The organism is Paraburkholderia sp. RL17-381-BIF-C, assembly GCF_046026435.1.
Classification (GTDB): Bacteria; Pseudomonadota; Gammaproteobacteria; order Burkholderiales; family Burkholderiaceae; genus Paraburkholderia.
Genome location: NZ_JARESX010000014.1, coordinates 102,806 through 128,246, shown reverse-complemented (window position 1 = coordinate 128,246; position 25,441 = coordinate 102,806). Strand labels below are relative to the sequence as shown.

General features: G+C 63.6%; 22 protein-coding genes. 13 read left to right on the top strand and 9 right to left on the bottom strand.

Features of this window, described 5'->3' with window-relative positions:
* Positions 1 to 89: 89 nt before the first annotated feature.
* Both P0D70_RS11990 and P0D70_RS11985 read left to right on the top strand, forming a co-directional pair.
* Positions 90 to 455 carry a ribbon-helix-helix domain-containing protein gene (locus tag P0D70_RS11990; protein WP_091792741.1) on the top strand — a complete coding sequence of 122 codons (366 nt, stop codon included), beginning with the start codon at positions 90 to 92 and terminating at the stop codon, positions 453 to 455.
* A gap of 100 nt (positions 456 to 555) precedes the next feature.
* Positions 556 to 936, top strand: a complete 381-nt coding sequence (locus P0D70_RS11985; protein ID WP_091792742.1) for a DUF5594 family protein — start codon at positions 556 to 558, stop codon at positions 934 to 936.
* Between the two features lie 86 nt (positions 937 to 1,022).
* Here the strand turns inward: P0D70_RS11985 and P0D70_RS11980 are convergent, their stop codons facing one another.
* The 3 genes from P0D70_RS11980 to P0D70_RS11970 all read right to left on the bottom strand — a co-directional run bounded on the left by P0D70_RS11980 (position 1,023) and on the right by P0D70_RS11970 (position 6,035).
* Entirely contained in the window at positions 1,023 to 2,603 is a 1,581-nt protein-coding gene (locus P0D70_RS11980) for a methyl-accepting chemotaxis protein (RefSeq protein WP_408184633.1), read from the bottom strand.
* A gap of 22 nt (positions 2,604 to 2,625) precedes the next feature.
* Positions 2,626 to 4,425 carry a methyl-accepting chemotaxis protein gene (locus P0D70_RS11975; RefSeq protein ID WP_408184632.1) on the bottom strand — a complete coding sequence of 600 codons (1,800 nt, stop codon included), beginning with the start codon at positions 4,423 to 4,425 and terminating at the stop codon, positions 2,626 to 2,628.
* 218 nt (positions 4,426 to 4,643) lie between these two features.
* Positions 4,644 to 6,035 carry an aminotransferase-like domain-containing protein gene (locus P0D70_RS11970; RefSeq protein ID WP_408184631.1) on the bottom strand — a complete coding sequence of 464 codons (1,392 nt, stop codon included), beginning with the start codon at positions 6,033 to 6,035 and terminating at the stop codon, positions 4,644 to 4,646.
* Positions 6,036 to 6,386: 351 nt separating this feature from the next.
* Between P0D70_RS11970 and P0D70_RS11965 the strand changes: the two genes are divergently transcribed.
* Genes P0D70_RS11965 through P0D70_RS11930 form a run of 8 tightly spaced genes read left to right on the top strand, consistent with a single transcriptional unit; the run spans position 6,387 to position 13,379 of the window.
* Complete coding sequence (locus tag P0D70_RS11965) at positions 6,387 to 6,869, top strand: MSMEG_0572/Sll0783 family nitrogen starvation response protein (RefSeq protein WP_054040483.1); 483 nt, start codon at positions 6,387 to 6,389, stop codon at positions 6,867 to 6,869.
* A 19-nt stretch (positions 6,870 to 6,888) separates the two neighbouring features.
* Positions 6,889 to 7,935: a Nit6803 family nitrilase gene (locus tag P0D70_RS11960; RefSeq protein WP_408184630.1), complete on the top strand. Its 1,047-nt coding sequence runs from the start codon at positions 6,889 to 6,891 to the stop codon at positions 7,933 to 7,935.
* Positions 7,928 to 8,998 (top strand): MSMEG_0568 family radical SAM protein, encoded by a 1,071-nt coding sequence (locus P0D70_RS11955; RefSeq protein ID WP_408184639.1) that lies wholly within the window; start codon positions 7,928 to 7,930, stop codon positions 8,996 to 8,998. The genes P0D70_RS11960 and P0D70_RS11955 overlap by 8 nt, the downstream gene beginning before the upstream one ends.
* A gap of 2 nt (positions 8,999 to 9,000) precedes the next feature.
* Positions 9,001 to 9,618, top strand: coding sequence for an MSMEG_0567/Sll0786 family nitrogen starvation N-acetyltransferase (locus tag P0D70_RS11950; protein ID WP_091792747.1), 618 nt, complete (start codon positions 9,001 to 9,003; stop codon positions 9,616 to 9,618).
* The gene (locus P0D70_RS11945) at positions 9,615 to 10,598 is read left to right on the top strand and encodes a sll0787 family AIR synthase-like protein (RefSeq protein ID WP_408184629.1); all 984 of its coding nucleotides are present in this window, start codon (positions 9,615 to 9,617) and stop codon (positions 10,596 to 10,598) included. Before P0D70_RS11950 ends, P0D70_RS11945 begins: the two co-directional genes overlap by 4 nt.
* Positions 10,595 to 11,764, top strand: coding sequence for an MSMEG_0565 family glycosyltransferase (locus tag P0D70_RS11940; RefSeq protein ID WP_408184628.1), 1,170 nt, complete (start codon positions 10,595 to 10,597; stop codon positions 11,762 to 11,764). Before P0D70_RS11945 ends, P0D70_RS11940 begins: the two co-directional genes overlap by 4 nt.
* A 14-nt stretch (positions 11,765 to 11,778) precedes the next feature.
* A complete protein-coding gene (locus tag P0D70_RS11935; protein ID WP_408184627.1) occupies positions 11,779 to 12,063 on the top strand; it encodes an MSMEG_0570 family nitrogen starvation response protein in 285 nt (94 codons plus the stop codon).
* Positions 12,064 to 12,089: 26 nt separating this feature from the next.
* A complete protein-coding gene (locus P0D70_RS11930; protein WP_408184626.1) occupies positions 12,090 to 13,379 on the top strand; it encodes an MSMEG_0569 family flavin-dependent oxidoreductase in 1,290 nt (429 codons plus the stop codon).
* 110 nt (positions 13,380 to 13,489) lie between these two features.
* Here P0D70_RS11930 and P0D70_RS11925 read toward each other — a convergent pair whose 3' ends face one another.
* From P0D70_RS11925 to P0D70_RS11900, 6 genes are all read right to left on the bottom strand, one after another.
* Complete coding sequence (locus tag P0D70_RS11925) at positions 13,490 to 15,601, bottom strand: phosphocholine-specific phospholipase C (RefSeq protein WP_408184625.1); 2,112 nt, start codon at positions 15,599 to 15,601, stop codon at positions 13,490 to 13,492.
* Between the two features lie 81 nt (positions 15,602 to 15,682).
* Entirely contained in the window at positions 15,683 to 16,009 is a 327-nt protein-coding gene (locus P0D70_RS11920; protein ID WP_408184624.1) for a hypothetical protein, read from the bottom strand.
* Positions 16,010 to 16,196: 187 nt separating this feature from the next.
* On the bottom strand, positions 16,197 to 17,048 hold the full coding sequence (locus P0D70_RS11915; protein ID WP_408184623.1) for an alpha/beta fold hydrolase: 852 nt from the start codon (positions 17,046 to 17,048) through the stop codon (positions 16,197 to 16,199).
* 8 nt (positions 17,049 to 17,056) lie between these two features.
* A complete protein-coding gene (locus tag P0D70_RS11910) occupies positions 17,057 to 18,649 on the bottom strand; it encodes a benzoate-CoA ligase family protein (protein ID WP_408184622.1) in 1,593 nt (530 codons plus the stop codon).
* A gap of 120 nt (positions 18,650 to 18,769) precedes the next feature.
* The gene (locus tag P0D70_RS11905) at positions 18,770 to 20,365 is read right to left on the bottom strand and encodes a 3,4-dehydroadipyl-CoA semialdehyde dehydrogenase (RefSeq protein ID WP_408184621.1); all 1,596 of its coding nucleotides are present in this window, start codon (positions 20,363 to 20,365) and stop codon (positions 18,770 to 18,772) included.
* An 8-nt stretch (positions 20,366 to 20,373) separates the two neighbouring features.
* Positions 20,374 to 20,841 (bottom strand): DUF4863 family protein, encoded by a 468-nt coding sequence (locus P0D70_RS11900; RefSeq protein ID WP_091800245.1) that lies wholly within the window; start codon positions 20,839 to 20,841, stop codon positions 20,374 to 20,376.
* 193 nt (positions 20,842 to 21,034) lie between these two features.
* On the opposite strand from P0D70_RS11900, the gene P0D70_RS11895 reads away from it, so the two are divergent.
* The 3 genes from P0D70_RS11895 (at position 21,035) to boxB (ending at position 25,398) form a co-directional block, all read left to right on the top strand.
* Positions 21,035 to 22,018 (top strand): helix-turn-helix transcriptional regulator, encoded by a 984-nt coding sequence (locus P0D70_RS11895; protein ID WP_408184620.1) that lies wholly within the window; start codon positions 21,035 to 21,037, stop codon positions 22,016 to 22,018.
* Between the two features lie 116 nt (positions 22,019 to 22,134).
* Positions 22,135 to 23,805: a 2,3-epoxybenzoyl-CoA dihydrolase gene (boxC, locus tag P0D70_RS11890; protein WP_408184619.1), complete on the top strand. Its 1,671-nt coding sequence runs from the start codon at positions 22,135 to 22,137 to the stop codon at positions 23,803 to 23,805.
* Between the two features lie 165 nt (positions 23,806 to 23,970).
* Complete coding sequence (gene boxB, locus P0D70_RS11885; RefSeq protein ID WP_091792759.1) at positions 23,971 to 25,398, top strand: benzoyl-CoA 2,3-epoxidase subunit BoxB; 1,428 nt, start codon at positions 23,971 to 23,973, stop codon at positions 25,396 to 25,398.
* Positions 25,399 to 25,441 lie beyond the last annotated feature (43 nt).

The following is a 25,441-nucleotide window of genomic DNA, read 5'->3' as shown; positions in this document are numbered from 1 at the left end:
GGGGGGGGGGGGGGGGCGGGGGGGGGGGGGGGGGGGGCCCCCCCCCCCCCCCCCCCCCCCACGCCTGCCTGAAATCAGGGAGTAACGCCATGTGTAGGGTGTACATCAACGCCGATCCGATCCTGTACGAGTCGCGCACGCGCTCGCTGCGCATTCACGGCGTGATCACCACGGTCCGGCTGGAAAATCTGTTCTGGGACGTGCTGCACGAAATCGCCGCGCGCGAGAACATGACGACCAGTCAGTTCGCCGTGCAGCTGTACGACGAACTGATCGCGCTGCGGGGCGAGCTGCCGACTAACTTTGCGTCGTTCCTGCGCGTGTGCTGTTTGCGCTATCTGTCCATGCGCACGGAGAAGAAGGACGTCGATGAACCCGGCGCGGTTCCCGGGCTGGCGGCTTCGGCTGCGGCTGCGGCGAGCGAAGCGAGGCCGCGAATTCTGAAGACAGTTTGAAGAGTAAGGGCGGCGCGAAGCCGCAGCGGATAGACAGGAAGCGCGCACCGGACCGCGTGCTAGGATGTTTCGCACATTCCGCACAACGTTGGAGACATGGATGCGTCCGGAGAATGCCGCCCGTTTCGATGAACAGTTCGCGCCTCGCATCGCCGAGGCCATTGCCGCCTGTTTCGCCACCACCGTGCATACCGAAGTGCTGCCATACGGCGGCCACGGGCATCCCACTCGCGTGCGGATTCATGCCACGCCGATCGAGGACATGGGACTGTACCCCCATCCATTGAATCTGTATCTGACGTGGGACAGCGACGAAATCGAGAGGCTGATGGGGGCCGAAGGGCCGTCGCGTTTTGCTGGTTATCTGGCCGCGCTGCCGCGCAAGCTCGCGGCCTGGAACCATGCGCGCGAACTGGACTTTCTCTCGCATACGCAGGCCGAGCCGGTCGCCCTGATCGGCGGACTCGACTTCGAGTCGTAAGCGGCGCGTGGCGCGCCGCTTCATCCACTCGACTCACGCTGCAACTGGAGCAACAGGCGCCGCGCGACGAGCACGGCGCCGCTCCGTCAGGCCGCGGCGCCCAGCCTGAAGAAACTCACGCTTTGCACGAGTCCGGATGCTTTGCTTTGCACCGCGTCGGCCGCGGCCGCCGCCTGCTCGACCAAAGCCGCGTTGCTTTGCGTCACCTGGTCCATCTGTGTGACGGCGTCGTTGACTTCCGCGATGCCGGTTGCCTGATCGACACTCGCGGTCGCGATCGACTCGACGATACGCGTCACGCTGCCGGCGCTTTCCACCACGCCGTCCATCGTGGTGCTCGCGTGGTTGATCAGTTGCGTGCCGGCTTCGATCGTGGCGACCGACTCGCGAATCAGCGTCCTAATCTCGCGTGCGGCGTCGGCGGAACGTTGCGCGAGGCTGCGCACTTCGCTCGCGACCACCGCGAAGCCGCGCCCTTGCGTGCCGGCGCGCGCCGCTTCGACCGCTGCATTGAGCGCGAGGATATTGGTTTGCGCCGCAATGGCTTCCACCACTGCGATGATATCGACGATACGCTTGGACGCCGCATCGATCTGGCCCATCGTGCGCACCGCGTCGCTCATGACAACGCCGCCTTCACGCGCGGCATGCGCGGCGGTTTGCGCGAGCGTGGTGGCTTCGCGGGCGTTGGCGGCGTTGCGCTGAACCGAGTCGGTAAAATGCTGCATCGACGCGGCGGTTTCTTCAAGCGAGGCCGCCTGCTGCTCGGTACGCGCCGACAGGTCGAGGTTGCCTGTGGCGATTTCCTGCGTGGCCGTGGAAATCGTATGCGCGCCTTCACGGATCTCGCTGACGATATGCCGCAAGCGCTGGTTCATGTCGTTGAGGGCAGTGAGCAACTGGCCTGTTTCGTCGCGGCTCACCACGGGCACGTCGGCGCGCAGATCGCCTGCCGCCACCGCCTGCGCGACGCCCACCGCCTGTCTGACCGGCACCGTGATGCTGCGGCTCAGGAACCAGATCGCGAAAGCGCCGACGCCGAGCGAACCGATAACGACCGACAGCAACAGCACGGTCGCGATGGTGTAGGCCTGCTCCGCCGCTTCGCTCGTGCGCACGCTGGAGTCATGCGCCTGTTGCATCACGGTGGCGACGATATCGTCGATAGCGGCGGTCGGCGCGCGGTCGATGCCTTTGACGAGAGCGTCGACCACGTGCGCCGTGTTCGGATCGGCGGCGTCGTAGTGTTTCAGCGCGTCGAGATAACTGTCCTGCAGCGATGCATGCGTGGCGAGCGCCTTGTCGACTCCGTCCATGTTCGCGCCCAATGCGCTCAACTGATCCTTCAGGCGCAGCAGGGCAGCGTGCGTCGTTCCGCTTTCCCTGTTGAAGGCATCACGGTATTTGGCGAAGGCGGCCGGATCCGCGCCGCGCAACAACAGGTCCTTCCACTCCTGCACCTGCTTCTTGAATTCGACCTGCGCGACGCGCGCCGTATCGGCGGCTTGCGCATACTGGCTGAGCGATTGCGCGGACTGAATTTGCAGCGCATGCGTTCTGGACAACGCATGCCAGCCTTCCAGACCCACGACCATCGTCGCGGCCAACAATACCGCGCCGAGCAACGCCAATTTAACGGCGATCTTCAGATTTCTATAGAACGTCACTGCAAGATTCCAACTTTAGCTTTTAGTCGAGTTTGAATTGCGTCACTGCACTGGCGAGGCTCACGGCCTGGCTCTGCAGTGCGGCCGCCGCCGCCGTGGATTCTTCGACCAGTGCGGCATTCTGTTGCACCATTTCGTCGAGCTGGCTGACCGCGCGGTTCACTTCCTGAATACCGCGCGTCTGCTCGTTGGCCGCCTGCGTGATTTCGGAAATGATGGTCGTCACGTTGGCGACGTTGCTGACGATCTCGGTCATCGTCTCGCCGGCCTGGCGCACCTGGCCCGAACCCGACGAGACGCTCGCCACGGTTGCTTCGATCAGCGCCTTGATTTCCTTCGCGGCCTGCGCGCTGCGTTGCGCGAGGCTGCGCACTTCACCGGCCACCACCGCGAAGCCGCGGCCCTGTTCGCCTGCACGCGCGGCCTCCACCGCGGCATTCAGCGCGAGGATGTTGGTCTGGAACGCAATGCCGTCGATCACGCCGATGATGTCGGAGATTTTCACCGACGCATGCTGGATCTCGCCCATCGTCGCAATCACTTCGGAGATCACCACGCCGCCGCGCGAGGCGACCTGCGAGGCGGAAACGGCAGTACTGTCGGCCTGTTTCGCGGAGCTGGCCGATTGCGTGACCGTCGAGGTGATTTCTTCCATCGATGCTGCGGTTTGCTGCAAGCTCGCGGCAGCGGATTCCGTGCGGCCCGACAGATCGACGTTGCCCGCGGCGATTTCATTGGCGGCCACGCGCACCGATTCGCTGGCGTCGCGAATCTGGCGCATCACGTGGCTGAGTTTGTCGATGAAGGTGTTGAACGAGCGCGCGATCTGCGCGACTTCGTCGTTGCCGACGGCCGGCAGGCGCTGCGTCAGATCGCCTTCGCCGGAGCCGATGGCGTCCATGGCATCGCGCACTTTCGACAGACGCTGGAACGACACCGCGGTCACCGCCGCCACGATGGCGGCGGCGATGCCGGCGATCACGATCAGCGCCATGATCGAAGCGGTCAGCAGCGAACGCATGCCGGCGGTCGCTTCGGCTTTGTCGAGTGCGACGACCACGTACCAGTCAGTGCCGGGAATCGCTTGCGCGCGCATCAGCTTCGTGCTGCCATTCACGTCCATGTCGAGCGGACGGTCGGCGCTGAAGAGGGCGGCGAGCTTATCGCCGGTCAAACCGGGCGCGACATCGGAGACCGGCTTCAAGGTCAGCTTTGGATCGGGATGCGCGACGATATGGCCGCTTGCGTCGATCAGCATGCCGAAGCTCGCCGGTGTGGGATGAATCGCCTTGACGTTGGCGATCACGCTGTCCATCGCGACGTCGCCGGACACCACGCCTTTTACCGCGCCGTCGCGCACGACCGGCGCCGCGAATGCCACCACCAGTTTGCCTGTGCCCACGTCCACGTAGGGCGGCGTTACAACCGGCTTGCCAGCGGCGGCGGCCTGCTTGTACCAGGGGCGGCCGGTCGGATCGTAGTCCGCCGGAATGCCGGTCGGGTCGGAGAACTTCGAGGTCTTGTCCGCATAGCCGACATACACGTTCGAGAACTTGCCGGCCGCGGCGATCTGCTTTAACGCAGCGGACGGATCGGGTTGCAGTACCACGTCCTGCAGCGAGTTGATCATCTGGGTGTTGGCGGCAACCCAGTCGCTGATGCCGGCCGCGTGACCGCTTTCCACCGAGGTCAGGCTGCTGTCGATGGCATCGGCGTTATACGAGTTGGCGACGACGTAGTTGAGAACCGCGTTGGCAGCGAGCGCAACCACAACGATAGCAACGCATAGGGCGACGATGCGCGCGCGAATGGAGGTGAACATGTCGGGAGTCTTTGGGGGTGAGCGGTAAACCGGAGTCGGCGAGGCGGGGGCCTCACCTGCGGTATACGGCCTGAGCAGGCCCGACTTGAGCAGCGAATCCTTTCAATTACCCCAAACGTAGGGGTGCCGCATGCGGCGGAGTGTCGCATGCAGAAGTAGGTGGCTTCGCGCACGTCGTTGTATTCGTATGACAATAACGCGCGATCGGATGGATCGTTTCACATCACCGGCGAATGCAGATGATGCGGATGGTCGAGAGTCTCCGCCACGATGTGCAGCGCTTGTGCGCATTCGTCACGCGTTTTCGATCCGCCGAGGCACACGCGCATGGCATTGGGCGGATTGCCGTCGGTGGAGAACGCGGCGCCCGCCACGGCGGCAATGCCCTGATTGCGCAACTGCAAGGCAAGTTCGGATGCGCTCCAGCCGCTTTCCACCGGCACCGGCAGCCACAAATGAAAACCATCCTGATGCGCTTCGTAAGGCCACGCTTCGAGCATGCGCGCGGCAATGGCCTGGCGTGCGCGCGATTCGTTGCGGATCGCGCCGAGCATCTCCGCCGCGGTTCCGTCCGCGATCCATTGCGTCGCGAGCATGACCGTGTACGGACTCGCCATCACCGTGGTCGCGCGTAACGCGCCGGCTAGCCGCTGCGTTTGGCGCGGCGTCGGCGCATGCAGATGCGCGACGCGCAAGCCGGCGCCGAAGCTCTTGGACAGGCCCGTCACGTAATACGTCAGTTCGGGCGCGAAACTCGCGAGCGCGTCGGGCGCGCTCTGCGGCAGCATGGCATACGCGTCGTCTTCGATGATCGGCACGCTGTAGCGCAACGCTACGTCGGCGAGCGCCTCGCGCCGTTTGTGCGTGAGCGTGAGCGTGCTCGGATTTTGCAGCGTCGGATTGCAATAGAACGCGCTCGGCTTGTCGGTTTTGCAGAGCGCTTCGAACGCGTGAGCGAGCGGTCCTTCGTCGTCGCGCGGCAGCGCTTGCAGACGCACACCGAGTTGCGCGGCGATCGCCTTGATGCCGGGGTAGGCGAGCGCATCGAGACAGATGGTGCCGCCGGGCCGCGCGAGCTGCGAGACGAGCGCCACCAGCGCGCTATGAATGCCGGGGCACACCAGCACGTTTTGCGCGTCGCAATGCGGCACCCGGCGCCTCAGCCATTCGGCGCCCGCATCCTTGTCCGCCGCCGAGCCGCCGAAGTCCTGGTAACGCAGCAACTGATAAGGATCGCTGTCGGCCATCTGGCGCGCGGCGGAGTCGCGCAGACGCATGGCGTAATCGGGCGGCTCGGGTGGCGTGTTCATCGACATTTCGATGCTGCTGCCGCCCGCGAGCGGCAAGGTGGCTGTGCGGCCTCGCACGAACGTGCCGCTGCCGGCGCGCGAATCGAGCAGGCCGCGCTTGCGCGCTTCGGCATAGGCGCGCGCCACCGTCGTGTAGTTCAGCGCGAGCTCTTCGGCGAGATCGCGCAGTCCCGGCAAGCGGTCGCGCGGACGCAGCCGCCCGGTGGCGAGATCTTCTTCGATCAGATCGGGAATCGCCAGGTAGGCCGGCTTGCGAATGTCGGCAAGACGTTTGATCCAGTGATGTGTCGGGCTGCTCATTGCCTTCGAGTCTCTATTCACGTTGGAAAAGATGATCGCATTCGCATGCGATCAATGATTGGATTGATCGACTGTGGTGAATGACTGCACCATGCCGACACGTTGGACTGCGCGAATCGCACTTGGCTGGTGCGGTAAAGCCGCACCAACAGCGTTTGCACGGGATGCCGGACCTGTATGCAACCTTCGCGCCCAAAAAATTTTCGAGTCGCACTTCGAATCGAGGCGGAATTGATCGCGGATTGATCGCATTCGCGGGGTCGATCAATGGCACGGCCGTTGCATTGGAGGAAGCGCGCACAACCTGAACGCGCGCCATCTTTTACTTAGCAACCCTGATCGGAGAGTGCCATGCCAGCCGTCAACAAACCGCTGCATCAGAAAGGCGATTACCTTGTCGACTATGAGGAGAAAGTCTTCGAAGACGTGAAAGCCGAACCCGGCGAGAAGGCGCTCGTCACGTTCCACACGGTCGCGTTCGAAGGCTCGATCGGCTTCGTCAATCTATTGCAGGCCACGCGCCTGCAACGCAAGGGCTTCGAGACATCGGTGCTGCTGTACGGACCGGGCGTGACGCTCGGTCTGCAACGCGGCTTTCCGACACTGGGCGACGAAGCGTTCCCCGGCCATCTGAACTTCAACAAGCAACTGATGAAGTTCATGGAAGAAGGCGGCAAGGTCTACGCGTGCCGCTTCGCGCTGCAGGCGCTATATGGACACGGCGAGGCCTCGCTGATCGAAGGCATTCGTCCAATCAGCCCGCTCGATGTGCTCGACATCCAGTTGCTTCATCGCAAGGACAACGCACTGATCATCCATACGTGGACGGTCTGACGAGAGGCGAGTGACCACTATGTCCGATAAAACGACCGGCAAACGCATCGTGCGCGCCGCGGCGGTCCAGATCGCACCGGACTTCGAGCGCAGCGGCGGCACGCTCGACAAGGTCTGCGAGGCAATCGAACAGGCGGCGCGCGAAGGCGTGCAACTGATCGTATTTCCCGAAACCTTCGTGCCGTATTACCCGTACTTCTCTTTCGTACGGCCGCCCGTCGCTTCCGGCGCCGATCACATGAAACTCTACGAAGAGGCCGTGGTGGTGCCGGGTCCCGTGACGCAGGCGGTGGCCGAGCAGGCGCGTTTGCATCGGATGGTAGTGGTGCTCGGCGTCAACGAACGCGATCACGGCAGCCTCTACAACACGCAGTTGATTTTCGACGTGGATGGTCAGATCGTGCTCAAGCGCCGCAAGATCACGCCCACATTTCATGAGCGGATGATCTGGGGGCAAGGCGACGCGGCCGGTCTGACGGTGGCGCGCACCGCGGTGGCGCGCGTGGGCGCGCTCGCCTGCTGGGAGCATTACAACCCGCTCGCGCGTTATGCGTTGATGACGCAGCATGAAGAGATTCATTGCAGCCAGTTTCCCGGTTCGCTGGTGGGGCCGATTTTCGCTGATCAGATCGAGGTGACGATCCGGCATCACGCGCTGGAATCGGGATGCTTCGTCGTCAACGCGACGGGATGGCTCAGCGAAGCGCAGATTGCGTCCGTCACCCCGGATACGAATCTGCAGAAGGCGCTGCGCGGCGGCTGCAACACCGCGATCATCTCGCCGGAAGGGCAGCATCTCGCCGAGCCGTTACGCGAGGGCGAAGGCATGGTGATCGCCGATCTCGACATGGCCTTGATCACCAAGCGCAAACGCATGATGGATTCGGTCGGCCATTACGCGCGCCCCGAATTGCTGAGTCTTGCGATCAACCGGCGGCCCGCGGAAACCGTGGCGCCGATGCCGGCGTGGCCGTCCGTCCCGAGCGCCGATTTCAATTCAACCGAAGGAGGGTGCGATGAGCGCCAGCGAATCACTGTCGGCGCAGAGCCGGCAATTGATGACTGAATTGCAGTCGGCCGGCTTGCGGCTCGTGTCGCCGGATGCGGGCGCGGCCAGCCGCCGCGGCGGCGCGGGTCCGTCCGACCACAAGGCGGTGACCGTGGACGGCGTAACGATCATGGTGCCCGTGCATACGAGCACCGCGTGGCACTCGCCGTTCGTCGCGCAGACGCCGGATGCGAGTGGGTCGAGCGCGCTGCTGCGCGGCACGATTCCGATCGCCGATATCAGCTTCCCGAAGTCGCCGCGTTTCTACGGCATGCAGACACTCGACGGCGTGCCTTATTCGCATATCGCCACGTTGCATAGCGCCGACGTGCTCGCGACCACCGTGTTGCAAACCTGTATTCGCTACGAGAGCCGGCGCAAGAGCTGCAAGTTCTGCGCAATCGGGCAATCGCTCGCAGCGGGTCGCACCATTACGCGCAAGACGCCTGAGCAACTGGCGGAAGTGGCGCGCGCGGCCGTGTTGCTCGACGGCGTGAAGCATATGGTGCTGACCACCGGCACACCGCCCACGCCGGATCGCGGCGCGCAGATTCTGTGTGAGAGCGCGTTCGCGATCAAGGCCGCGGTCGATCTGCCGATCCAGGCGCAATGCGAGCCGCCGGACGACGACCGCTGGTTCGCGCGCATGAAAGCAAGCGGCATCGACACACTCGGCATGCATCTCGAAGTCGTGACGCCCGCGCTGCGCGAACGCATCATGCCCGGCAAGGCGAGCGTGCCGCTGTCGCGCTACATGGAGGCGTTCGAGGCCGCGGTGGCCGTGTTCGGACGCGGACAGGTCAGCACATATATCCTCGCGGGCCTGGGCGATAGTGCCGAATCGATTCTCGCGATGTCGCGCGAGCTGATCGAGATCGGCGTCTATCCGTTCGTCGTGCCGTTCGTGCCGATCAGCGGCACACCGCTCGAAGATCATCCTGCCCCTACGCCCGAATTCATGAAGTCGGTTTTGCAGCCGCTTGGCGGCATGCTCAATGCGGCGACCATGCGTTCGAGCGATATCAAGGCGGGTTGCGGTAAATGCGGCGCGTGTTCGTCGCTGTCATCGTACGAGGAGTGATCATGTTCGGCGAAGCGATTGCAGGCGAGGCGCTGGATGGCGAGATTGTTTTCGCGCCGTATGCGCCGAGCGAATTCCGTATCAAGTGGACCACGTTGAATTGGGAAGCCGAAGAGGCGTTCAGATTGCGGCGCGCGGTCTTCTGCATCGAGCAGGGCATTTTTGTCGGCGATGATCGCGACGATATCGACCAGCACGCGCAGCAACTGGTGGCGCTCAGTTGTCTCGCCGGCATGCCGGAACAGGTGGTCGGCACCGTGCGTATTCATCGCGACCACGACAATGTGTGGTTTGGCTCGCGGCTCGCCGTGCATGCGGCCTTTCGCCGGCACGGAAAGATCGGCGCGACGCTGATTCGTCTCGCGGTGAGCAGCGCACACGCGCTCGGCTGCGAGACGTTTCTCGCGCACGTGCAGAGTCAGAATGTGCCGCTGTTTCGCGCGATGTACTGGGACGTGCTGGCGGAGGAAACGTTGCTGGGCAGACCGCATCATCTGATGCAGGCGCAACTGGACCGCTATCCGCCGTGCGCGGAGCCTTATGGCGGCTTTGTCACGCAGACGCGGGCGCATTCGTTGCCGCCCTCACGCGGCCGTGAGCCTGAGCGGAGCGCCGCATGACTGTCGCCGACCTTGTCGCGAGTCTGCGCGAGAGCCGCGGATTCCGGCACAAGACCGATATCGTGGGTGTCGTCGACTCGCTGGCGAAGCGTTTGCCGCGCGGCACGCGCGATCTCGCGCAGGCTGTGGCGCTCGGCGACGACTGCGCCGCGCTCGCCGACGGGGACGGCTATCTGCTCTTCGCTATCGAAGGCATGGTCAGCGATTTCGTGAGCGCCATGCCGTGGTTCGCCGGCTATAGCAGCGTGATGGTCAACGTAAGCGATATCTATGCGATGGGCGGGCGGCCATTGGCGGTGGTGGATGCGCTGTGGAGTCAGGGCATCGGCGCGGCGGAGCAGGTGTTGGCGGGCATGGCGGCGGCTTCGCTCGCGTATGGCGTGCCGATTGTCGGCGGCCACACGAATACGCGCAGCGATGCAGCGCAACTGGCGGTGTCGATTGTCGGCCGCGCGAAGGCGTTGCTGTCGAGTTTCAACGCGAAACCCGGTGACAGCCTGATGATGGCTGTCGATCTGCGCGGCCGCTTCGAAGAGCCGTATCCGTTCTGGAATGCTTCGGTGGATGCTCCGCCCGAGCGTCTAAGGGGCGATCTCGAACTGCTGCCGCAACTGGCGGAGAGCGGCCTGTGCGACGCCGCGAAGGATATCAGCATGGCGGGCACGCTAGGCACGGCGCTGATGTTGCTCGAGTGTTCGGAGGTCGGCGCGCGGGTCGATCTCGCGCGCATCCCCGCACCCGAGGGTGTGCCGCTGGAACGCTGGGTGACCGCGTTTCCGAGTTTTGGATATCTGCTGTCCGTGCGGCCCGAACATGTGGAGACCGTACAAGAAAAGTTCAGCGCCCGATCGCTTGCGTGCTCAGTGATCGGTTCCGTGGATGCAACGAGCCAGGTGGTCCTGCATCGGCAGGATGACGCCGCTACGCTATGGGACTTCCAGCGTGAGCCGTTCATCGTCGGAAAGGGGGCGGCGAAATGAGCGCGCTGCGTATCGCGTTGCTCACGCATTCGGTCAATCCGCGCGGTGGCGTGGTGCACACGCTCGAACTGGCGAGCGCATTGACGGCGCTTGGGCACGAGGTAACGGTGTTCGTGCCGGCCGCGCCCGGCGAGAGGCTGTTTCGTTTGCCGCCTTGCCGGGTGGTGTATGCGCCGATCGTTCTGGCTCAGGCTGATACGGTTGCGATGGTCGAGGCCCGAATCGATGCATTCCGGCGCGCGTTGATCGAGCACGACGCAGCTGCGTTCGACGTACTGCACGCGCAGGACAGCATCAGCGGCAACGCGCTGGCCGAGTTGAAAGCGCAGGGTCTTATTCACGGCTTCATGCGCACGGTGCATCACCTGGATCATTTCGAAGATCCGCGACTGACGGCCTGGCAGCGCCGTGCGTTTCAGGATGCCGACCACGTGTTGTGTGTGAGCGATACATGGGCGCGAGACATGCAGTCGGTATACGGGATCAGCGCAAGCACTGTGCCGAACGGTGTAGACGTGGCGCGTTTTTCTTCGCGACGCGATCAACACGACGCGCAACTGCGGCAGCGTTTCGGACTGCAAGGCGGCCCGATCGTGCTGGCGGTGGGCGGTATCGAAGCGCGCAAGAACACATTGGGCCTGCTCGAAGCGTTTGCCTCGGTGCGCAGCGGTTTGCCGCAAGCACAACTCCTCATTGCAGGCGGCGCGAGCCTTCTCGACCACGACGCCTACAGCCGACGCTTGCTGCAACGGGCGAGTGAGTTGGGTCTGTCGATCGGACCTCATGAAAGCGTCGTGCTGACCGGCCCGCTCGAAGACGCCGTCATGCCCGCTCTGTTTCGAAGCGCCGATGTTCTTTCGATGGTGTCGCTGCGCGAAGGTTTCGGTCTTGTCGTGCTGGAAGCGCTGGCGAGCGGCACACCGGTGGTGGTGTCTTCGATTGCGCCATTCACCGAGTATCTCGACGACGCCACCTGCTGCTGGGCCGATCCTGACGACGTGGAATCGATCGCCGCGGCCCTTGTGCGTGCGTTGGGTGAAAACGGTATCGATTTCGAGAATGCCGTGCCCGCGTTACTCGCGCGCTTTAGCTGGGCGGCGAGCGCACGGTGCCATGTGGATGCCTACCGCCGTTTCCTCGCGAAGCGCGCTCTGCTTACCCATTGATTCGAGGATAAACGATGCCTATCATGCACTTTCGCATTCAATGGCCCGATGGCGACGAAGCGAACTGTTATTCGCCTTCGCTCGTGATCGGCGATTTTTTTACGCCGGGCGAGGCCTATGCGCTCGAGGATTTCGTCGAACGTTCCCGGCAGGCGCTGGGCATCGCGTCCGAGCGCGTGCGCGAGAAATACGGCTTTGCCTGCTCGGCGGCAATGGACCAGCTTGCACAGATCGAGCGCGACGCGGCGCGCTTTCGCGATCGGCCGGACGCGACCGTCAAGGTCATCGAATTCAGCTAGGCGCTTATTCTTTCAGAGGACGCATCATGTCGAATCCAACCCATCACGCTCGCGCCGAGGGCCACTACGGCGTGCTTGTCATCGGCGGCGGCCAGGCGGGGCTGTCGGTCAGCTACTACCTGAAGCAGGCCGGCATCGACCATCTGGTCGTGGAAAAGAATGCGCTCACGCATACGTGGCGCGAACAGCGTTGGGACGCGTTTTGCCTCGTCACGCCGAACTGGCAATGCGCATTGCCCGGCTATCCGTATCGTGGCGATGACCCGCACGGCTTCATGAAGAAAGACGAAATCATTGCCTACCTCGATGGCTTCGTCGCGCATGTCGACGCGCCGGTGCTGGAGCGCACTGAAGTCAAACGCGTCAAGCAGCGCGACGACGGCGTCTACGCCATCACGACGACGCACGGCGACTTCACCGCGGACCAGGTGGTGGTGGCCTCGGGCGGCTATCACACGCCGATCGTGCCGCGCCTCGCGGAGCGCCTGCCTGCGGGGATCGTGCAACTGCAGTCGTCGGCGTATCGCAACCCGCAGGCTTTGCCTGAGGGCGCGGTGATGGTGGTCGGCACGGGGCAATCCGGCGCGCAGATCGCGGAGGATCTGCATCTGGCCGGCCGCAAGGTGGTGCTCGCGGTCGGCGAGGCGCCGCGTTGCGCGCGCTTTTATCGGGGGCGTGACGTGGTCGATTGGCTCGCCGACATGCAGTACTACGATATGCCGGTCGAAAAACATCCGTTACGTGAAGGGGTGCGCGACAACACCAATCACTATGTGACGGGCCGCGATGGTGGCCGCGATATCGACCTGCGCAAGTTCGCCGCTGAAGGCATGGAATTGTATGGGCGGCTCGACGATCTGCGCGACGGGCAGCTCCACTTTTCGCCTACGCTGGCCGCCAATCTCGATGCCGCCGACGATACGTATAACCGGATCAACGCGAGCATTGACGGCTTCATCGCGAAGCACGGCATTGATGCGCCGGCGGGTGGCGCGTACGAACCGATCTGGCGTCCCGCGCAAGAGCGCACCACGCTCGATCTGGAAGGTAGCGGTATTGCGGCGATCATCTGGTGCATCGGTTTTACGCCGGACTTCAGTTGGCTCGATGCCCCCGTGTTCAACGGTCGCGGGTATCCGGCGCACACGCGTGGCGTAACGCCGATCGACGGTCTGTATTTCGTCGGCCTGCCGTGGCTGCATACGTGGGGTTCGGGGCGTTTCTCCGGCGTCGCGCGCGATGCGGAGTTCATCGTGCATGCGATTCGCGAGAAGGCACGCGAGCGCGCGTCGTTGTCGGCTGCCGTTGCCGCATGACGTGATGTTGCCCATGCGCTCGGGAGGCAGCATGCAAAACGGCCGCTGCGGTTTCTATCGCAGCGGCCGTTGTATTCACCGAGACGTTCGGCGCAGGCTCAGGCTTAAGCTTAAGCGCCCAGCGCCGGATCGCTCATGCTGCTCTTGCCGGTTTCCACGTGTCCGGCAAAGCGCCGCGCGAACAGCGGGTCCGTATCGACCGTTATAGCCAGGTCGTACCAGCCATGCGCATTGCGAAGGTCGAGGTAGAGCTGCTCGGTATCGCCGCCACGTACTGAATGCTTGATGACATTTCCCGGATCGTACGCGTTGACGATCGTGAACTGGCAACGTGCGCTGCCCACGTTCTCCAGCCGCAGTTGCAGGTTGCCGTTCGAGACGTCGTAGCCTTCCGCCACTTCGGGCCGCGCGATATCGGAACCATGCCACCAGCTGCGCGCAACCGGCCTGCCCGCGAAGCGGCGCAGAAAGCCGTTCGGGCCGTTCACGGTGAAGTCGTAGCTGCCGTCGGCATTGCACGGCAACTGATCCTGCAAGCGCTTGCCGGCTTCCACCGTATAGGTGCGCGGCGCATCGAGACTGTGGGCGGCGTAGACCAGAAACACCGCGCCGGTGCGGCCCGTGTTGACGAAGCGCATGGTGAGTTGATTGGCCGCGCCTTCGCCGTGCACGCGCACGAACAGCTCGTAAGGCAGCGCGCGAGCGGGGCGCACGCCGGCTTCCTGCTTCGGCAGTGCCTGCAGGGCAGGCGGCAGCGGTACGTAATCCGGATGGCGGTTCTGGTCCGGCGGTACGTAGCCGCTCGTGCTCGGCAGCGTCGGGAAGGCGTCGTTCGGGTTGCTGAAGTTGAACGCGGACATCAGATCGCCGCACACCGCGCGGCGCCACGGCGTGATGTTCGATTCGCCGAGATTGTGATCGTGGCCGAAGCGCTTTTCAATAAAACGGATCACCGACGTATGGTCGAACAGTTCCGAGCACACGTAGCCGCCTTTCGACCACGGTGAAACCACCAGCATCGGCACGCGCGGTCCGAGTCCGTACGGTGCGGCGGGAGTCTTCGCGTCGCCCGGATAGATTTCGTTGCTGGTGTCCACGGTCGACAAGCCGTTCGCGCTCGACGAAGGTGCGAAGGGCGGCACCATGTGATCGAAGAAACCGTCGTTCTCGTCGTAGTTGATGAGCAGCACCGTCTTGCTCCACACCTCGGGATTGGACGTGAGAATCTGCAACACCTGGTCGATGTACCACGCGCCATAGTTCGACGGCCAGTTCGGGTGTTCGGAATAGGCTTCGGGCGCGACGATCCACGACACTTGCGGCAGCGCGTTGTTCTGCACGTCGCGCTTGAGAATATCGAAGTAGCCGTCGCCCTTTGCCGCATTCGTGCCGGTGCGCGCGTTATCGTAGAGCGGGTTGCCGGGCTGCGCGTTGCGGTACTGGTTGAAGTAGAGCAGCGAGTTGTCGCCGTAGTTGCCGATATACGGGTTCTGTGTCCAGCCCCACGAGCCGTTGGCGTCGAGACCGGTGCCGATGTCCTGATAGATCTTCCACGAAATGCCCGCATTCTGCAGGACTTCGGGGTAGGTGGACCAGCCGTAGCCGAGTTCGGAATTGTCGATCACCGGACCGCCACCGCTGCCGTCATTGCCCACCCAGCCGCTCCACATGTAATAGCGGTTCGGGTCCGTCGGTCCCATCAGCGAGCAGTGGTACGCGTCGCAGATCGTGAAGGCGTCGGCGAGCTGATAGTGAAACGGAATGTCCTCGCGCGTGAGGTAGGCCATCGTCGTGGTGCCTTTCGCGGGCACCCATTGATCGTAGCGGCCGCCGTTCCACGCCGCGTGCGTGCTGGTCCAGTCGTGCGCGAGATCCTGGAGGAATTGCAGGCCCAGATTGGGCGCGGTGGGGCGGAACGGCAGCACGTAGCCGAGATCCGCCGCGAGCGGCTGATACCACACGGGCTTGCCGTTCGGCAAATTGGTCGCGCGCGTGTCGCCAAAACCGCGCACGCCTTTGAGCGTGCCGAAGTAGTGGTCGAACGAGCGGTTTTCCTGCATCAGCACGACAATGTGCTCGACGTCGCGAATCGTGCCGGTCTTGTTATTGGCAGGAATGGCGAGCGCGTTGCGAATGCCCAGAGGCAGCATGCTTAATGCGGTGGCGGAACCGGCAGCATGCGCGGCGGAGCGCAGAAAATCACGGCGATTTTTTGAGGTCATGGTATTGGCTTTCGATCTTCGGTGGAGGAACGATCCACGAGGCGCGCGAGCCCCACCCGCGCGTCGCGTGAGGCGCGAAACTCAGTCCACGGTGTGGATGACGGGCGTGGCGAGCGGCGCCGGCGCGGCAGCAGACAGTGCCGGGTCGGCGCTTGATGCGGGTAGTGCTGGGGTTTGAATCGTCAGCGCGGCGGGCGCCGGTGAAGCGGAGGACGGATTCGCCGGGAGAAGCGCGGCGGCAGTGCTCTCGCTGGCGGGAATTTCGGTAGGGCTAACCGCGCTCGTGCCGGCTGTTTTGTCGTCGTCGTTGCCACAAGCACCGACCAGCGCACAAAGCGACAGGGCAGCCAGCGCGGCCGCCAAACGTTTGCAATGCAAGGCTTTAGACGGCTTCGACACAACGGACATGGCAATGTCTCCGGCACGGGGAAGATGCGCGAGGGCATCGACGTGCCCAGATCAGCGATACGCAAGAATAGTCGCTGACCTGTGTAACTTTTGTGAAGATGTGGAAATTTGAGTATTTGGCGAGAGCTGGGCGCCGACCAATCGCACACTGCGTTGGCATGCCGAAAGGTTTGGCGTCGCTCGATGATCAGGAAGGCGCGCTTCCAGCAACGAATGCCGCAATGGCATCGTTCAAAGCCTCGGGCGCGTCGCGATGTGGCGAATGCCCGCAAGCTTCGAGCTTGACCCGTTGCGCATGTGGAACATGTGTGGCGATCGTATCGATCTGGGCCATCGTGCCGTAGTTGTCGTCATGGCCTTGCACCGCGAGCAGCGGCTTGCGGATGGACGCCAGTTCCCCGGCAATCGTCCACGTTCGGAATGCCGGATTCAGCCAGATGTCGTTCCAGCCATAAAACGCCGAATCGACGTCCGCGTGATAGCGGCTGAGTTTGCTGCGCAGGTCGGTGGTTTCGTAGAGCTGTTTGGTCTGCGCGATGCTTTCCACCGAAATATCTTCGACGAACACATGCGGCGCAATCGCCACCGCGCCGGCCAATTCCTCGGCATGGAGCGCGGCGTACAGCAGGGTGATCGAGCCGCCGTCGCTATGACCGATCAGCCACATGCGGCGGCGTTCGCGTGAATCGATACCGAGTGCGTCGAGCAATGCGGGCAGAATGTCGCGCGCCTGCGCCGTCATGAAATCGGTGGGCCACTTCACCTCATGCGCACGCGGTGTGGAAAGCCCGTAGCCGGGCCGCGAATAGACGAGCCCTCGCATGCCGAGCCGTTCGCACAGTGTTTGCGGCCAGTCGCGCCACATCGCGATCGAACCGAGGCCTTCATGCAGGAAGACGGCGATCGGCGCGTCGGTCGCGCGCGCATTCACCCAGCGATACTCGATGCGCAGCGGTCCATGCGACGCGGTAGCGGGCAGTTCAGCGAACTCGCTAACGGTCGTTGCGGCGGTAACGTTGGCGCTGGCGGGGTTCTGCATAAATCACCTTATGACTGCTCGCGCAGTTTGAAACGTTGAATTTTTCCGGTGGCGGTTTTCGGCAGATCGTCGGCGAACACGATATCGCGCGGATATTTGTGCGGCGCGAGCCGGTCCTTCACGAAAGCTTTCAACTCGTCCGCGAGTATCTCAGATGGCGTGAATTCACGCTTCAGTACGACGAACGCGCGCGTCTTGACGAGGCCGCCGTGATCGACGCCGACCACCGCGGCTTCGAGCACCGCGTCGTGCTGCACCAGCACCATTTCCACTTCGACGGGCGAGACGTACTGGCCGCTGACTTTCAGCATGTCGTCGCTGCGGCCCGCATAGACATAGCAGCCATTCGGCAGCCGGCAGTACTTGTCGCCGCTGCGAATCCATTCGCCGAGAAAGGTGGCGCGCGATTTCTCGCGGTTGTTCCAGTACATCACCGCCGCGCTCGGCCCTTTGATGAACAGATCGCCGACTTCGCCGTCGGGCACGGCGTGGCCCGCATCGTCGCGCAATTCGACTTCGTATCCGGGCACCGGTCGGCCCGTGGTGCCGTATTCGACTGCGCCCGCGCGATTGGACAAAAAGATGTGCAGCATTTCGGTCGAGCCGATGCCGTCGAGAATTTCGCAGCCGAAGTGCGCGGTAAAGCGCTCGCCGATTTCGCGCGGCAACGCTTCGCCCGCCGACGTGCAAATGCGTATCGCGACATCGGCGCGCGCGGGCAGGTTCGGCGACACCAGCATGTTCGCGTAGAGCGTGGGCACGCCGTAAAACACCGTCGGGCGATGTTTGACGAGGCGCGCGAAGATCGCGTCGGCGGTGGGGCGCTCGGCCATCAGAATCGCAGTCGCACCGACCGAGAGCGGGAATGTCAGTCCATTGCCGAGCCCGTATGCAAAGAACAGTTTGGCCGCGGAAAACACCACGTCGCTTTCGGCAATGCCGAGAATTGGCTTGGCATACAGCTCGGCGGTCCAGTACAGGTTGGCATGCGTGTGGACGGTGCCCTTCGGTTTCCCGGTCGAGCCCGACGAATACAGCCAGAAGGCGATGTCGTCGCAACCGGTCGCGGCGGCTTTGGCGGCAGGCGTGGCGGCGTCGATCAGGTCGTCAAGCAGAGGCGCGAGGAGCGGCTCGCCTTCACGCGGTTGCGAGACGATCAGCTGACAACCGTCATGTTCGGCGGACTCCAGCGCCTGCGTCACGTTCTGCACGAGCGCACCCGAGGCGATCACGGCGCGCGCGTGGCTATGCGTCAGCATGTACACGTAGTCGGCGGGCGTGAGCAGCGTGTTCGCCACGACCGGCACGACGCCCGCGTAGAGCGCGCCGAGAAAGGCAACCGGTAGCGCGATGGTGTCGAGCATCACTAGCAGTATTCGCTCTTCAGGATGTACGCCGAGCGTACGCAGCGCGCTGGCGAAGCGCCGCGCGCGGTCTTCGAGTTCACCGTAGGTCGTGCTGCCGGTGTCGTCGATATAGGCGGTCTTGCCGGCGCGCGTTTCGTTCAGTCGAAACAGGTAGGACGCGAAATTGAACAGCGCGGGCGGCGCTTCGACCGTCGCGGCGGGCTGGTTAGCCGCCTTTTCCAGCAGGGCTTCCATGTGTCTCCTCCATCGGGTGGGCGCGGTCCGGCTGTTCTGTGCTCATGATCCGCTCGATGCTTGCGGGCTGATTCGCGTGCCCGGTCCTGATTGCTACGTTTTTGCTGCGGTCGTGCGCCGTCAGGCCGAGGGTAAATGCGTCGTCTGTGTGAGCGCCTCGATTGCCACGCTCGCGGCCTGGATGGCCGAGCGCCGGTGATAGAAAGCGAATGCGCGCAAGCCACCGAGTTCTTCGCCGCCGCCCGCGCGGCCCGGTCCGCCGTGCAGCGACATCGGCATCACGTTGCCGTGACCGGTTTGACTCTGCTGCACGGAGGGCGAAATGGCATGCACACGACCGTGCGAATCCGCGAGTTCCAGCGCGAGGCGGCCGAGATGCGCTTCGTCGTTCGAATAGATCGATGCGACGAGGGATCCGAGACCGCGTCGCGCGAGGGTGACTGCGTGCGCTTCGGGCAGCGCATGTCCAGCGGCGGAAACGCGATAAGGCGCCACGCTCGCGACCGGTCCGAATACTTCGAGGTCGTGCAGGAGCGTCGCGTTATCAGGATCGTTGACGACGAACAGATGCGGCGCGACGCAAGCCGCGATGGTTGCGTCCGCGTCGATGAGCGGCACAGCGGAGCCGTCGAAAGCGAGCACCGCTTCTTCACGCAGCGCCGCGATACCGGCCAGTACGTTCTCGTATTGCTCGCGGCTCACGAGCGAACCCATGCGCACGGCGTCGTTGCGCGGATTGCCGACGGTGATCTTCGCGAGCTTCGCCTTCAGTGCCTCGAGCACGGCTTCAAGTACAGCCTCCGGTACGAAAGCGCGGCGGATGGCCGTGCATTTTTGCCCGGATTTCACCGTCATTTCCCGCACGACTTCCTTGATGAACAGATCGAAGGCGGGCGTCTCGGGCGTGGCGTCGGCGCACAGAATCGCGCTGTTCAGACTGTCGGCTTCGACGTTCAGGCGTGCGCCGCCCTGTACGAATGCCGGATGTGCGCGCAACGTGGCGGCCGTGTCCGCGGAGCCCGTGAACGACACCACGTCGAAAGGCTGAATCTGATCGAGCAGGCCCGCCGAGCCGCCGCAGATCACGGAGAGCGCGCCGGGCGGCAGAATGCCCGCGTCGACCACGTCGGCGACCATGCGTTGGGTGAGCCAGGCGGTGGCCGTGGCGGGCTTGACGATGACGGGCACGCCCGAGAGCAGGGCCGGCGCTGCTTTTTCCCACAAGCCCCACGACGGAAAATTGAAGGCGTTGATAAACAGCGCGACGCCGCGTGTCGGCGTCAGCACATGCTGCACGCTGAACGATCGATCCTTGCTCAGCGAGTCGGTGTTGCCGTCCCGTAGTGCATGCACCTCGCCAAGCGTTGCGCCGAGTTTCGCGTAATACGACAGCGTGAAAATACCGCCGTCGATATCGACCGCGGAGTCGTTGCGCGTGGTGCCCGAATTCGCGGTGGCGATCGCGTAATAGTCGTCGCGTTTCGCTTGCAGCAGCTTGACGATATCGGCGAGGCGGGCGGCGCGCTGCGCATAGGTCAGCGCTCGCAACGCCGCGCCGCCTTCATCGCGGGCAAAGCGGAAGGCGTGGGCGAGATCGAGGCCCTCGCTCGAGACGCGCACGAGCGCATCGCCCGTCACCGGATCGGTGAGCGTGACGCCTGTGCCGCTGCCCGCGATCCACTGGCCGCCCACGTGGTTCTTCAATAGTTCGGTCATGGCGGCGCTCAAGCGGGAGTGAATTCGATTGCGCCTTGCGGCAACAGATACAGCACCAGCGCCTCGCCGTTCGCCACCGTCGGTCGATGCGCGGAGCCGGGGCCGTACACGCACCAGCCGGCCGGGTGGCCGTCGAACGTGGCGCCTGCGGTCAGCGGCATGATCAGATCGATCTCGCCATTGGGGTGAACATGGTGCGGGCCGGCGATATCCTTCATATCGACCACGTCGACGGAAAAGCCGTGCGTCTCGGGCAGCGCCTTGAAGATGCGGCCGTAGCGAATGCCGCCGCCTTCGCGGTTGCACAGCCAGCCTTCGGCGACGCCGCTGCGGCAGGCTTCGGCAAGCTCGCGGAACGTGCCGCCTTCAGCGGGATAGGTGTCGTTCAGCCACGCCGCCAGACTGCCGTCGAGCGGCCGGCCGGCGAGTTGCTCCGTGACGCCCGCAATCAGGCGCTGGAATTCATGTGGGGACATGCGAGCCTCCAGGTCGGCGCGTTCGACCGCCACACGCACGTTAATGCATGCGAATGGTCGCGCACTCTCCGTGACGCCGCCGGAAATTCTCGGCAGCGTTTGTTATTGAATCAATATTTGGCGAAAATTAACCGTTCACCACCTGCATGTCAAGCACTATAGTACATGTGTCGAAGTTAAGGGGCAGCAAAACATGAATCAGAATTACTCTCCTGCGCCATTGGACGACTCCCCAGGCGAGGATGCGGGCCGCGCGGGCGCGCCGGCGGAGCGCGGCGTCGAGCGCGAAGAGCGCGATCCGTTTCTTACGGCAATGGGCGAGCGCGTGCGCCTCCTGCGCGCGCGCCGCGGCATGACCCGCAAGACGCTGGCGACGGAAACGGGCCTGTCGGAGCGGCACCTGGCGAATCTGGAATCAGGTGTGGGCAATGCGTCCGTGCTGGTGCTGCGGCAGATCGCGACCACCTTGAACTGCTCGCTGGCCGAGGTGATCGGCGACGAAACCACCGCCTCCGCCGAGTGGCTGCTGATCCGCGAATTGCTGCACGGGCGCGATCAGGCGGCGTTGCAGCGCGCCCGCATGACGCTTGCCGAGATGTTCGCGCAGGCGCCGCGCGACCCGCATCGCAAGGACCGGATTGCCCTGATCGGCCTGCGTGGCGCCGGCAAATCGACGCTCGGAAGGATGCTGGCGCAGGAGCGCAAGGTGCCGTTCGTCGAACTCACGCGGGTGATCGAGCAACTGGCGGGCTGCCCGCCTTCGGAGATTCATTCGCTGTACGGAGCGGCCGCTTACCGGCGCTATGAGCACCGTGCGCTCGAGGCCGTGATTCAGGAGCACGAGCATGCGGTGATTGCGTCGCCGGGCGGGCTGGTGTCGGAATCGGGCACCTTCAATACCTTGCTGTCGCACTGCTACACGGTGTGGCTGCAGGCCGCGCCGGAGGAACACATGCGCCGGGTCGTCGCGCAAGGCGACCTGCGGCCGATGTCGGGTAACAAGGAGGCGATGGACGACCTGAAGCGCATCCTGGCGGGGCGCAGCGAACTGTATGGCCGCGCCGATATGACCTTCGACACCAGCGAAAAAACCCTGGCCGACGCCTATCTGCAACTGCGCGACCGCCTCGCCGCAAGGCTTGCCGCCGAATCGCCGGATGACGTGCGGGTGGGTTGATCTGCGCTCCGGCGTCAGGGTTTACTAGCAAACATGCACTAAAGTGCTTTACATGGGTTTGTCGGTGCACTATTGTTCAAAAAACAAATTTGCATCGTCCAGTCAGGAGACGCCCCATGTCCACAGCAGAAACCGCCGTTGCGCCGGTCGACTACCGCACCGATCCCTCGCAGTACAAGCATTGGAAGCTGAGCTTCAATGGTCCGGTGGCGACGCTCGGCATCGATATCGCCGAGGACGGCGGTATCCGTGACGGCTACAAGCTCAAGCTGAATTCATACGACCTCGGCGTCGACATCGAACTGCACGACGCAATACAGCGCATCCGCTTCGAGCATCCGGAAGTGAAAACCGTGGTGCTGACGAGTCTGAAGGATCGCGTGTTCTGCTCGGGCGCCAACATTTTCATGCTGGGTCTCTCCACCCATGCTTGGAAGGTCAACTTCTGCAAGTTCACCAACGAAACGCGCAATGGTCTGGAAGATTCCTCGCGCTATTCCGGTCTGAAGTTTCTCGCGGCGGTGAACGGCGCCTGCGCGGGTGGCGGCTACGAACTCGCGCTTGCCTGCGACGAGATCTATCTGGTGGATGACCGCTCGTCTTCAGTGTCGTTGCCGGAAGTGCCGCTGCTCGGCGTCTTGCCGGGCACCGGCGGCCTCACGCGGGTGACGGACAAGCGCCGCGTGCGCCACGATCGCGCCGACATCTTCTGCACGGTGGTTGAAGGCGTGCGCGGCGAACGCGCGAAAGCGTGGCGACTCGTGGATGAAGTCGTGAAGCCGAACCAGTTCGATCAGGCGATCCAGGCGCGTGCGCTCGAACTTGCCGCGCAGAGCGATCGTCCCACGGACGCACAAGGCGTGATGCTCACACGTATAGAGCGCACGGATCGCGATGACGGCCTCACGTATAAAACGCTCGACGTGACGATCGATCGCGCGAAGCGTATTGCAACGTTCACGGCCAGGGCTCCGCAAATCGAACCGCCGTCGGATATCGACGCCATTGTCGCAGCCGGCGCGAACTGGTGGCCGCTGCAATTCGCCCGTGAACTCGACGACGCGATCCTGTCCATGCGCACCAACGAGCTTGCGGTCGGCACTTGGGTATTCAGGACCGAAGGCGACGCGCGCAATCTGCTCGCCGCGGACGCTTCACTCATGCAGCACAAGGACCACTGGTTCGTTCGCGAGACGATCGGCCTGTTGCGCCGCACGTTGGCTCGCATCGACGTCTCGTCGCGTTCGCTGTTCACGCTGATCGAGCCGGGTTCGTGCTTTGCCGGCACTTTCGCGGAACTCGCCTTCGCCGCCGACCGCACTTATATGGCGGCGTTGCCGGCCAATGAGGACGAAGAGCCGGCCATCACGCTTTCGGAAGTCAACTTCGGCCTCTATCCGATGGTCACGCACCAATCGCGTCTCGCCCGGCGTTTCTATGAAGAAGCCGCGCCGCTCGACGCCGTGCGCTCCCTGATCGGTCAGCCGATCAAGCCGGTCGAAGCCGAACGGCTCGGTCTCGTGACGGCGTCGCCCGACGACATCGATTGGGCCGACGAAATCCGCATCGCGCTCGAAGAACGCGCGGCCATGTCACCAGATGCATTGACCGGGCTCGAAGCGAATCTGCGCTTTAACGGTCCGGAAACGATGGAGACGCGCATCTTCGGCCGTCTCACCGCGTGGCAGAACTGGATTTTCAACCGGCCGAACGCGGTGGGCGAGAAGGGCGCGCTCAAGGTGTACGGCAAGGGCAGCAAAGCGCAATTCGACGTCTCGCGTGTTTGATGCACGCTTGATTCAGCTTGGTGCGCGTTGATACGCGTTGATGCGCCCTTGTCAGGTGCTTGATGCGCGATCGAACGCCATCAACGCGGCGAGCGCAATCGAAGCCGGCAACTTTCCCATACGCGCCTCTCATCGTCACTGAAGTTTCCGAACCAGGAACCGACCATGTCAACGATCAACTACAGCGAAAAGATTCCGAACAACGTCAACCTCGCCGACGACCGGGCGCTGCAGCGCGCGCTCGAACAATGGCAGCCGAATTTTCTGGCGTGGTGGGGCGACATGGGTCCGGAAGGCTCGCACGGCTACGACGTCTATCTGCGCACCGCAGTGAGCGTGGATGCAGGCGGCTGGGCGCATTTCGATCATGTGAAGATGCCCGACTACCGCTGGGGCATTTTCCTGACGCCCGGCGAGCAGGACCGCAAGATTCACTTCGGCGAACACAAGGGCGAAGCAGCGTGGCAGGACGTGCCGGGCGAACATCGCGCGAATCTGCGGCGCATTATCGTGACGCAAGGCGATACGGAACCCGCGTCGGTCGAGCAGCAGCGCCACCTCGGCTTGACCGCGCCTTCCATGTACGACTTGCGCAACCTCTTCCAGGTCAACGTGGAAGAAGGGCGCCACCTGTGGGCGATGGTGTACCTGCTGCACCGTTACTTCGGCCGCGACGGACGTGAGGAAGCCGAAGCATTGCTCGGCCGCCGCTCCGGCGACGAAGACAACCCGCGCATTCTCGGCGCGTTCAATGAGAAAACGCCGGACTGGCTCGCGTTTTTCATGTTCACGTACTTCACCGATCGCGACGGCAAATTCCAGTTGTCGGCTCTCGCCGAGTCGGGCTTTGATCCGCTCGCGCGCACCACGAAGTTCATGCTGACCGAAGAAGCGCATCACATGTTTGTGGGCGAATCGGGTGTCTCGCGGGTAATTCAGCGCACCGCCAAGGTCATGAACGAACTGGGCACGGACGACGTCGCGAAGATTCGCGCGGCCGGTGTGATCGATCTGCCGACCATTCAGCGCTATCTGAACTTCCACTACTCGGTCACGATCGATCTGTTCGGCGCCGATCACTCGTCCAACGCGGCCACGTTCTATAGCTCAGGCCTGAAAGGCCGCTACGAAGAAAACAAGCGCGACGACGATCATCAATTGAACGGCCAGAGCTACAAGCTGCTCGACGTGCAGGACGGCAAACTGGTCGAGCGTGAAGTGCCGATGCTCAACGCCATGAATGAAGTGCTGCGCGACGACTACATCAAGGATTCGGTGGCGGGCGTGGCGCGCTGGAACAAGGTGCTCGAAAAGGCCGGCATCGATTTCCGCATGACAGTGCCGCATAAAGCGTTTAATCGTCAGATCGGCACGTTCGCGGGCACGCGTGTGTCGCCCGATGGCCGCGTGGTCAGCGAAGCCGAATGGGCCGCCAACGAGGCGAAATGGCTCGCCACGCCGGAAGATCGCGCCTACGTCGCGTCGTTGATGGGGCGCGTCACGGAAGCCGGCAAGTTCGCCAACTGGATCGCGCCGCCTGCAATGGGTGTGAACCGTCAGCCGGTCGATTTCGAATACGTGCGCTTTAACTGAACGCGCGAGCGGCGCGTAGCACGCTTGCGCCGCACATCCTGGT

Coding starts and splice junctions, on each gene's coding strand:
- P0D70_RS11915 (WP_408184623.1), bottom strand. CDS start 17,048: ATGCAGAACCCCGCCAGCGCCAACGTTACCGCCGCAACGACCGTTAGC.
- P0D70_RS11975 (WP_408184632.1), bottom strand. CDS start 4,425: ATGTTCACCTCCATTCGCGCGCGCATCGTCGCCCTATGCGTTGCTATC.
- P0D70_RS11930 (WP_408184626.1), top strand. CDS start 12,090: ATGTCGAATCCAACCCATCACGCTCGCGCCGAGGGCCACTACGGCGTG.
- P0D70_RS11970 (WP_408184631.1), bottom strand. CDS start 6,035: ATGAGCAGCCCGACACATCACTGGATCAAACGTCTTGCCGACATTCGC.
- P0D70_RS11960 (WP_408184630.1), top strand. CDS start 6,889: ATGTCCGATAAAACGACCGGCAAACGCATCGTGCGCGCCGCGGCGGTC.
- P0D70_RS11955 (WP_408184639.1), top strand. CDS start 7,928: ATGACTGAATTGCAGTCGGCCGGCTTGCGGCTCGTGTCGCCGGATGCG.
- P0D70_RS11950 (WP_091792747.1), top strand. CDS start 9,001: ATGTTCGGCGAAGCGATTGCAGGCGAGGCGCTGGATGGCGAGATTGTT.
- P0D70_RS11900 (WP_091800245.1), bottom strand. CDS start 20,841: ATGTCCCCACATGAATTCCAGCGCCTGATTGCGGGCGTCACGGAGCAA.
- boxC (WP_408184619.1), top strand. CDS start 22,135: ATGTCCACAGCAGAAACCGCCGTTGCGCCGGTCGACTACCGCACCGAT.
- P0D70_RS11920 (WP_408184624.1), bottom strand. CDS start 16,009: ATGTCCGTTGTGTCGAAGCCGTCTAAAGCCTTGCATTGCAAACGTTTG.
- P0D70_RS11935 (WP_408184627.1), top strand. CDS start 11,779: ATGCCTATCATGCACTTTCGCATTCAATGGCCCGATGGCGACGAAGCG.
- P0D70_RS11945 (WP_408184629.1), top strand. CDS start 9,615: ATGACTGTCGCCGACCTTGTCGCGAGTCTGCGCGAGAGCCGCGGATTC.
- P0D70_RS11965 (WP_054040483.1), top strand. CDS start 6,387: ATGCCAGCCGTCAACAAACCGCTGCATCAGAAAGGCGATTACCTTGTC.
- P0D70_RS11895 (WP_408184620.1), top strand. CDS start 21,035: ATGAATCAGAATTACTCTCCTGCGCCATTGGACGACTCCCCAGGCGAG.
- P0D70_RS11905 (WP_408184621.1), bottom strand. CDS start 20,365: ATGACCGAACTATTGAAGAACCACGTGGGCGGCCAGTGGATCGCGGGC.
- P0D70_RS11985 (WP_091792742.1), top strand. CDS start 556: ATGCGTCCGGAGAATGCCGCCCGTTTCGATGAACAGTTCGCGCCTCGC.
- P0D70_RS11925 (WP_408184625.1), bottom strand. CDS start 15,601: ATGACCTCAAAAAATCGCCGTGATTTTCTGCGCTCCGCCGCGCATGCT.
- P0D70_RS11990 (WP_091792741.1), top strand. CDS start 90: ATGTGTAGGGTGTACATCAACGCCGATCCGATCCTGTACGAGTCGCGC.
- P0D70_RS11940 (WP_408184628.1), top strand. CDS start 10,595: ATGAGCGCGCTGCGTATCGCGTTGCTCACGCATTCGGTCAATCCGCGC.
- boxB (WP_091792759.1), top strand. CDS start 23,971: ATGTCAACGATCAACTACAGCGAAAAGATTCCGAACAACGTCAACCTC.
- P0D70_RS11910 (WP_408184622.1), bottom strand. CDS start 18,649: ATGGAAGCCCTGCTGGAAAAGGCGGCTAACCAGCCCGCCGCGACGGTC.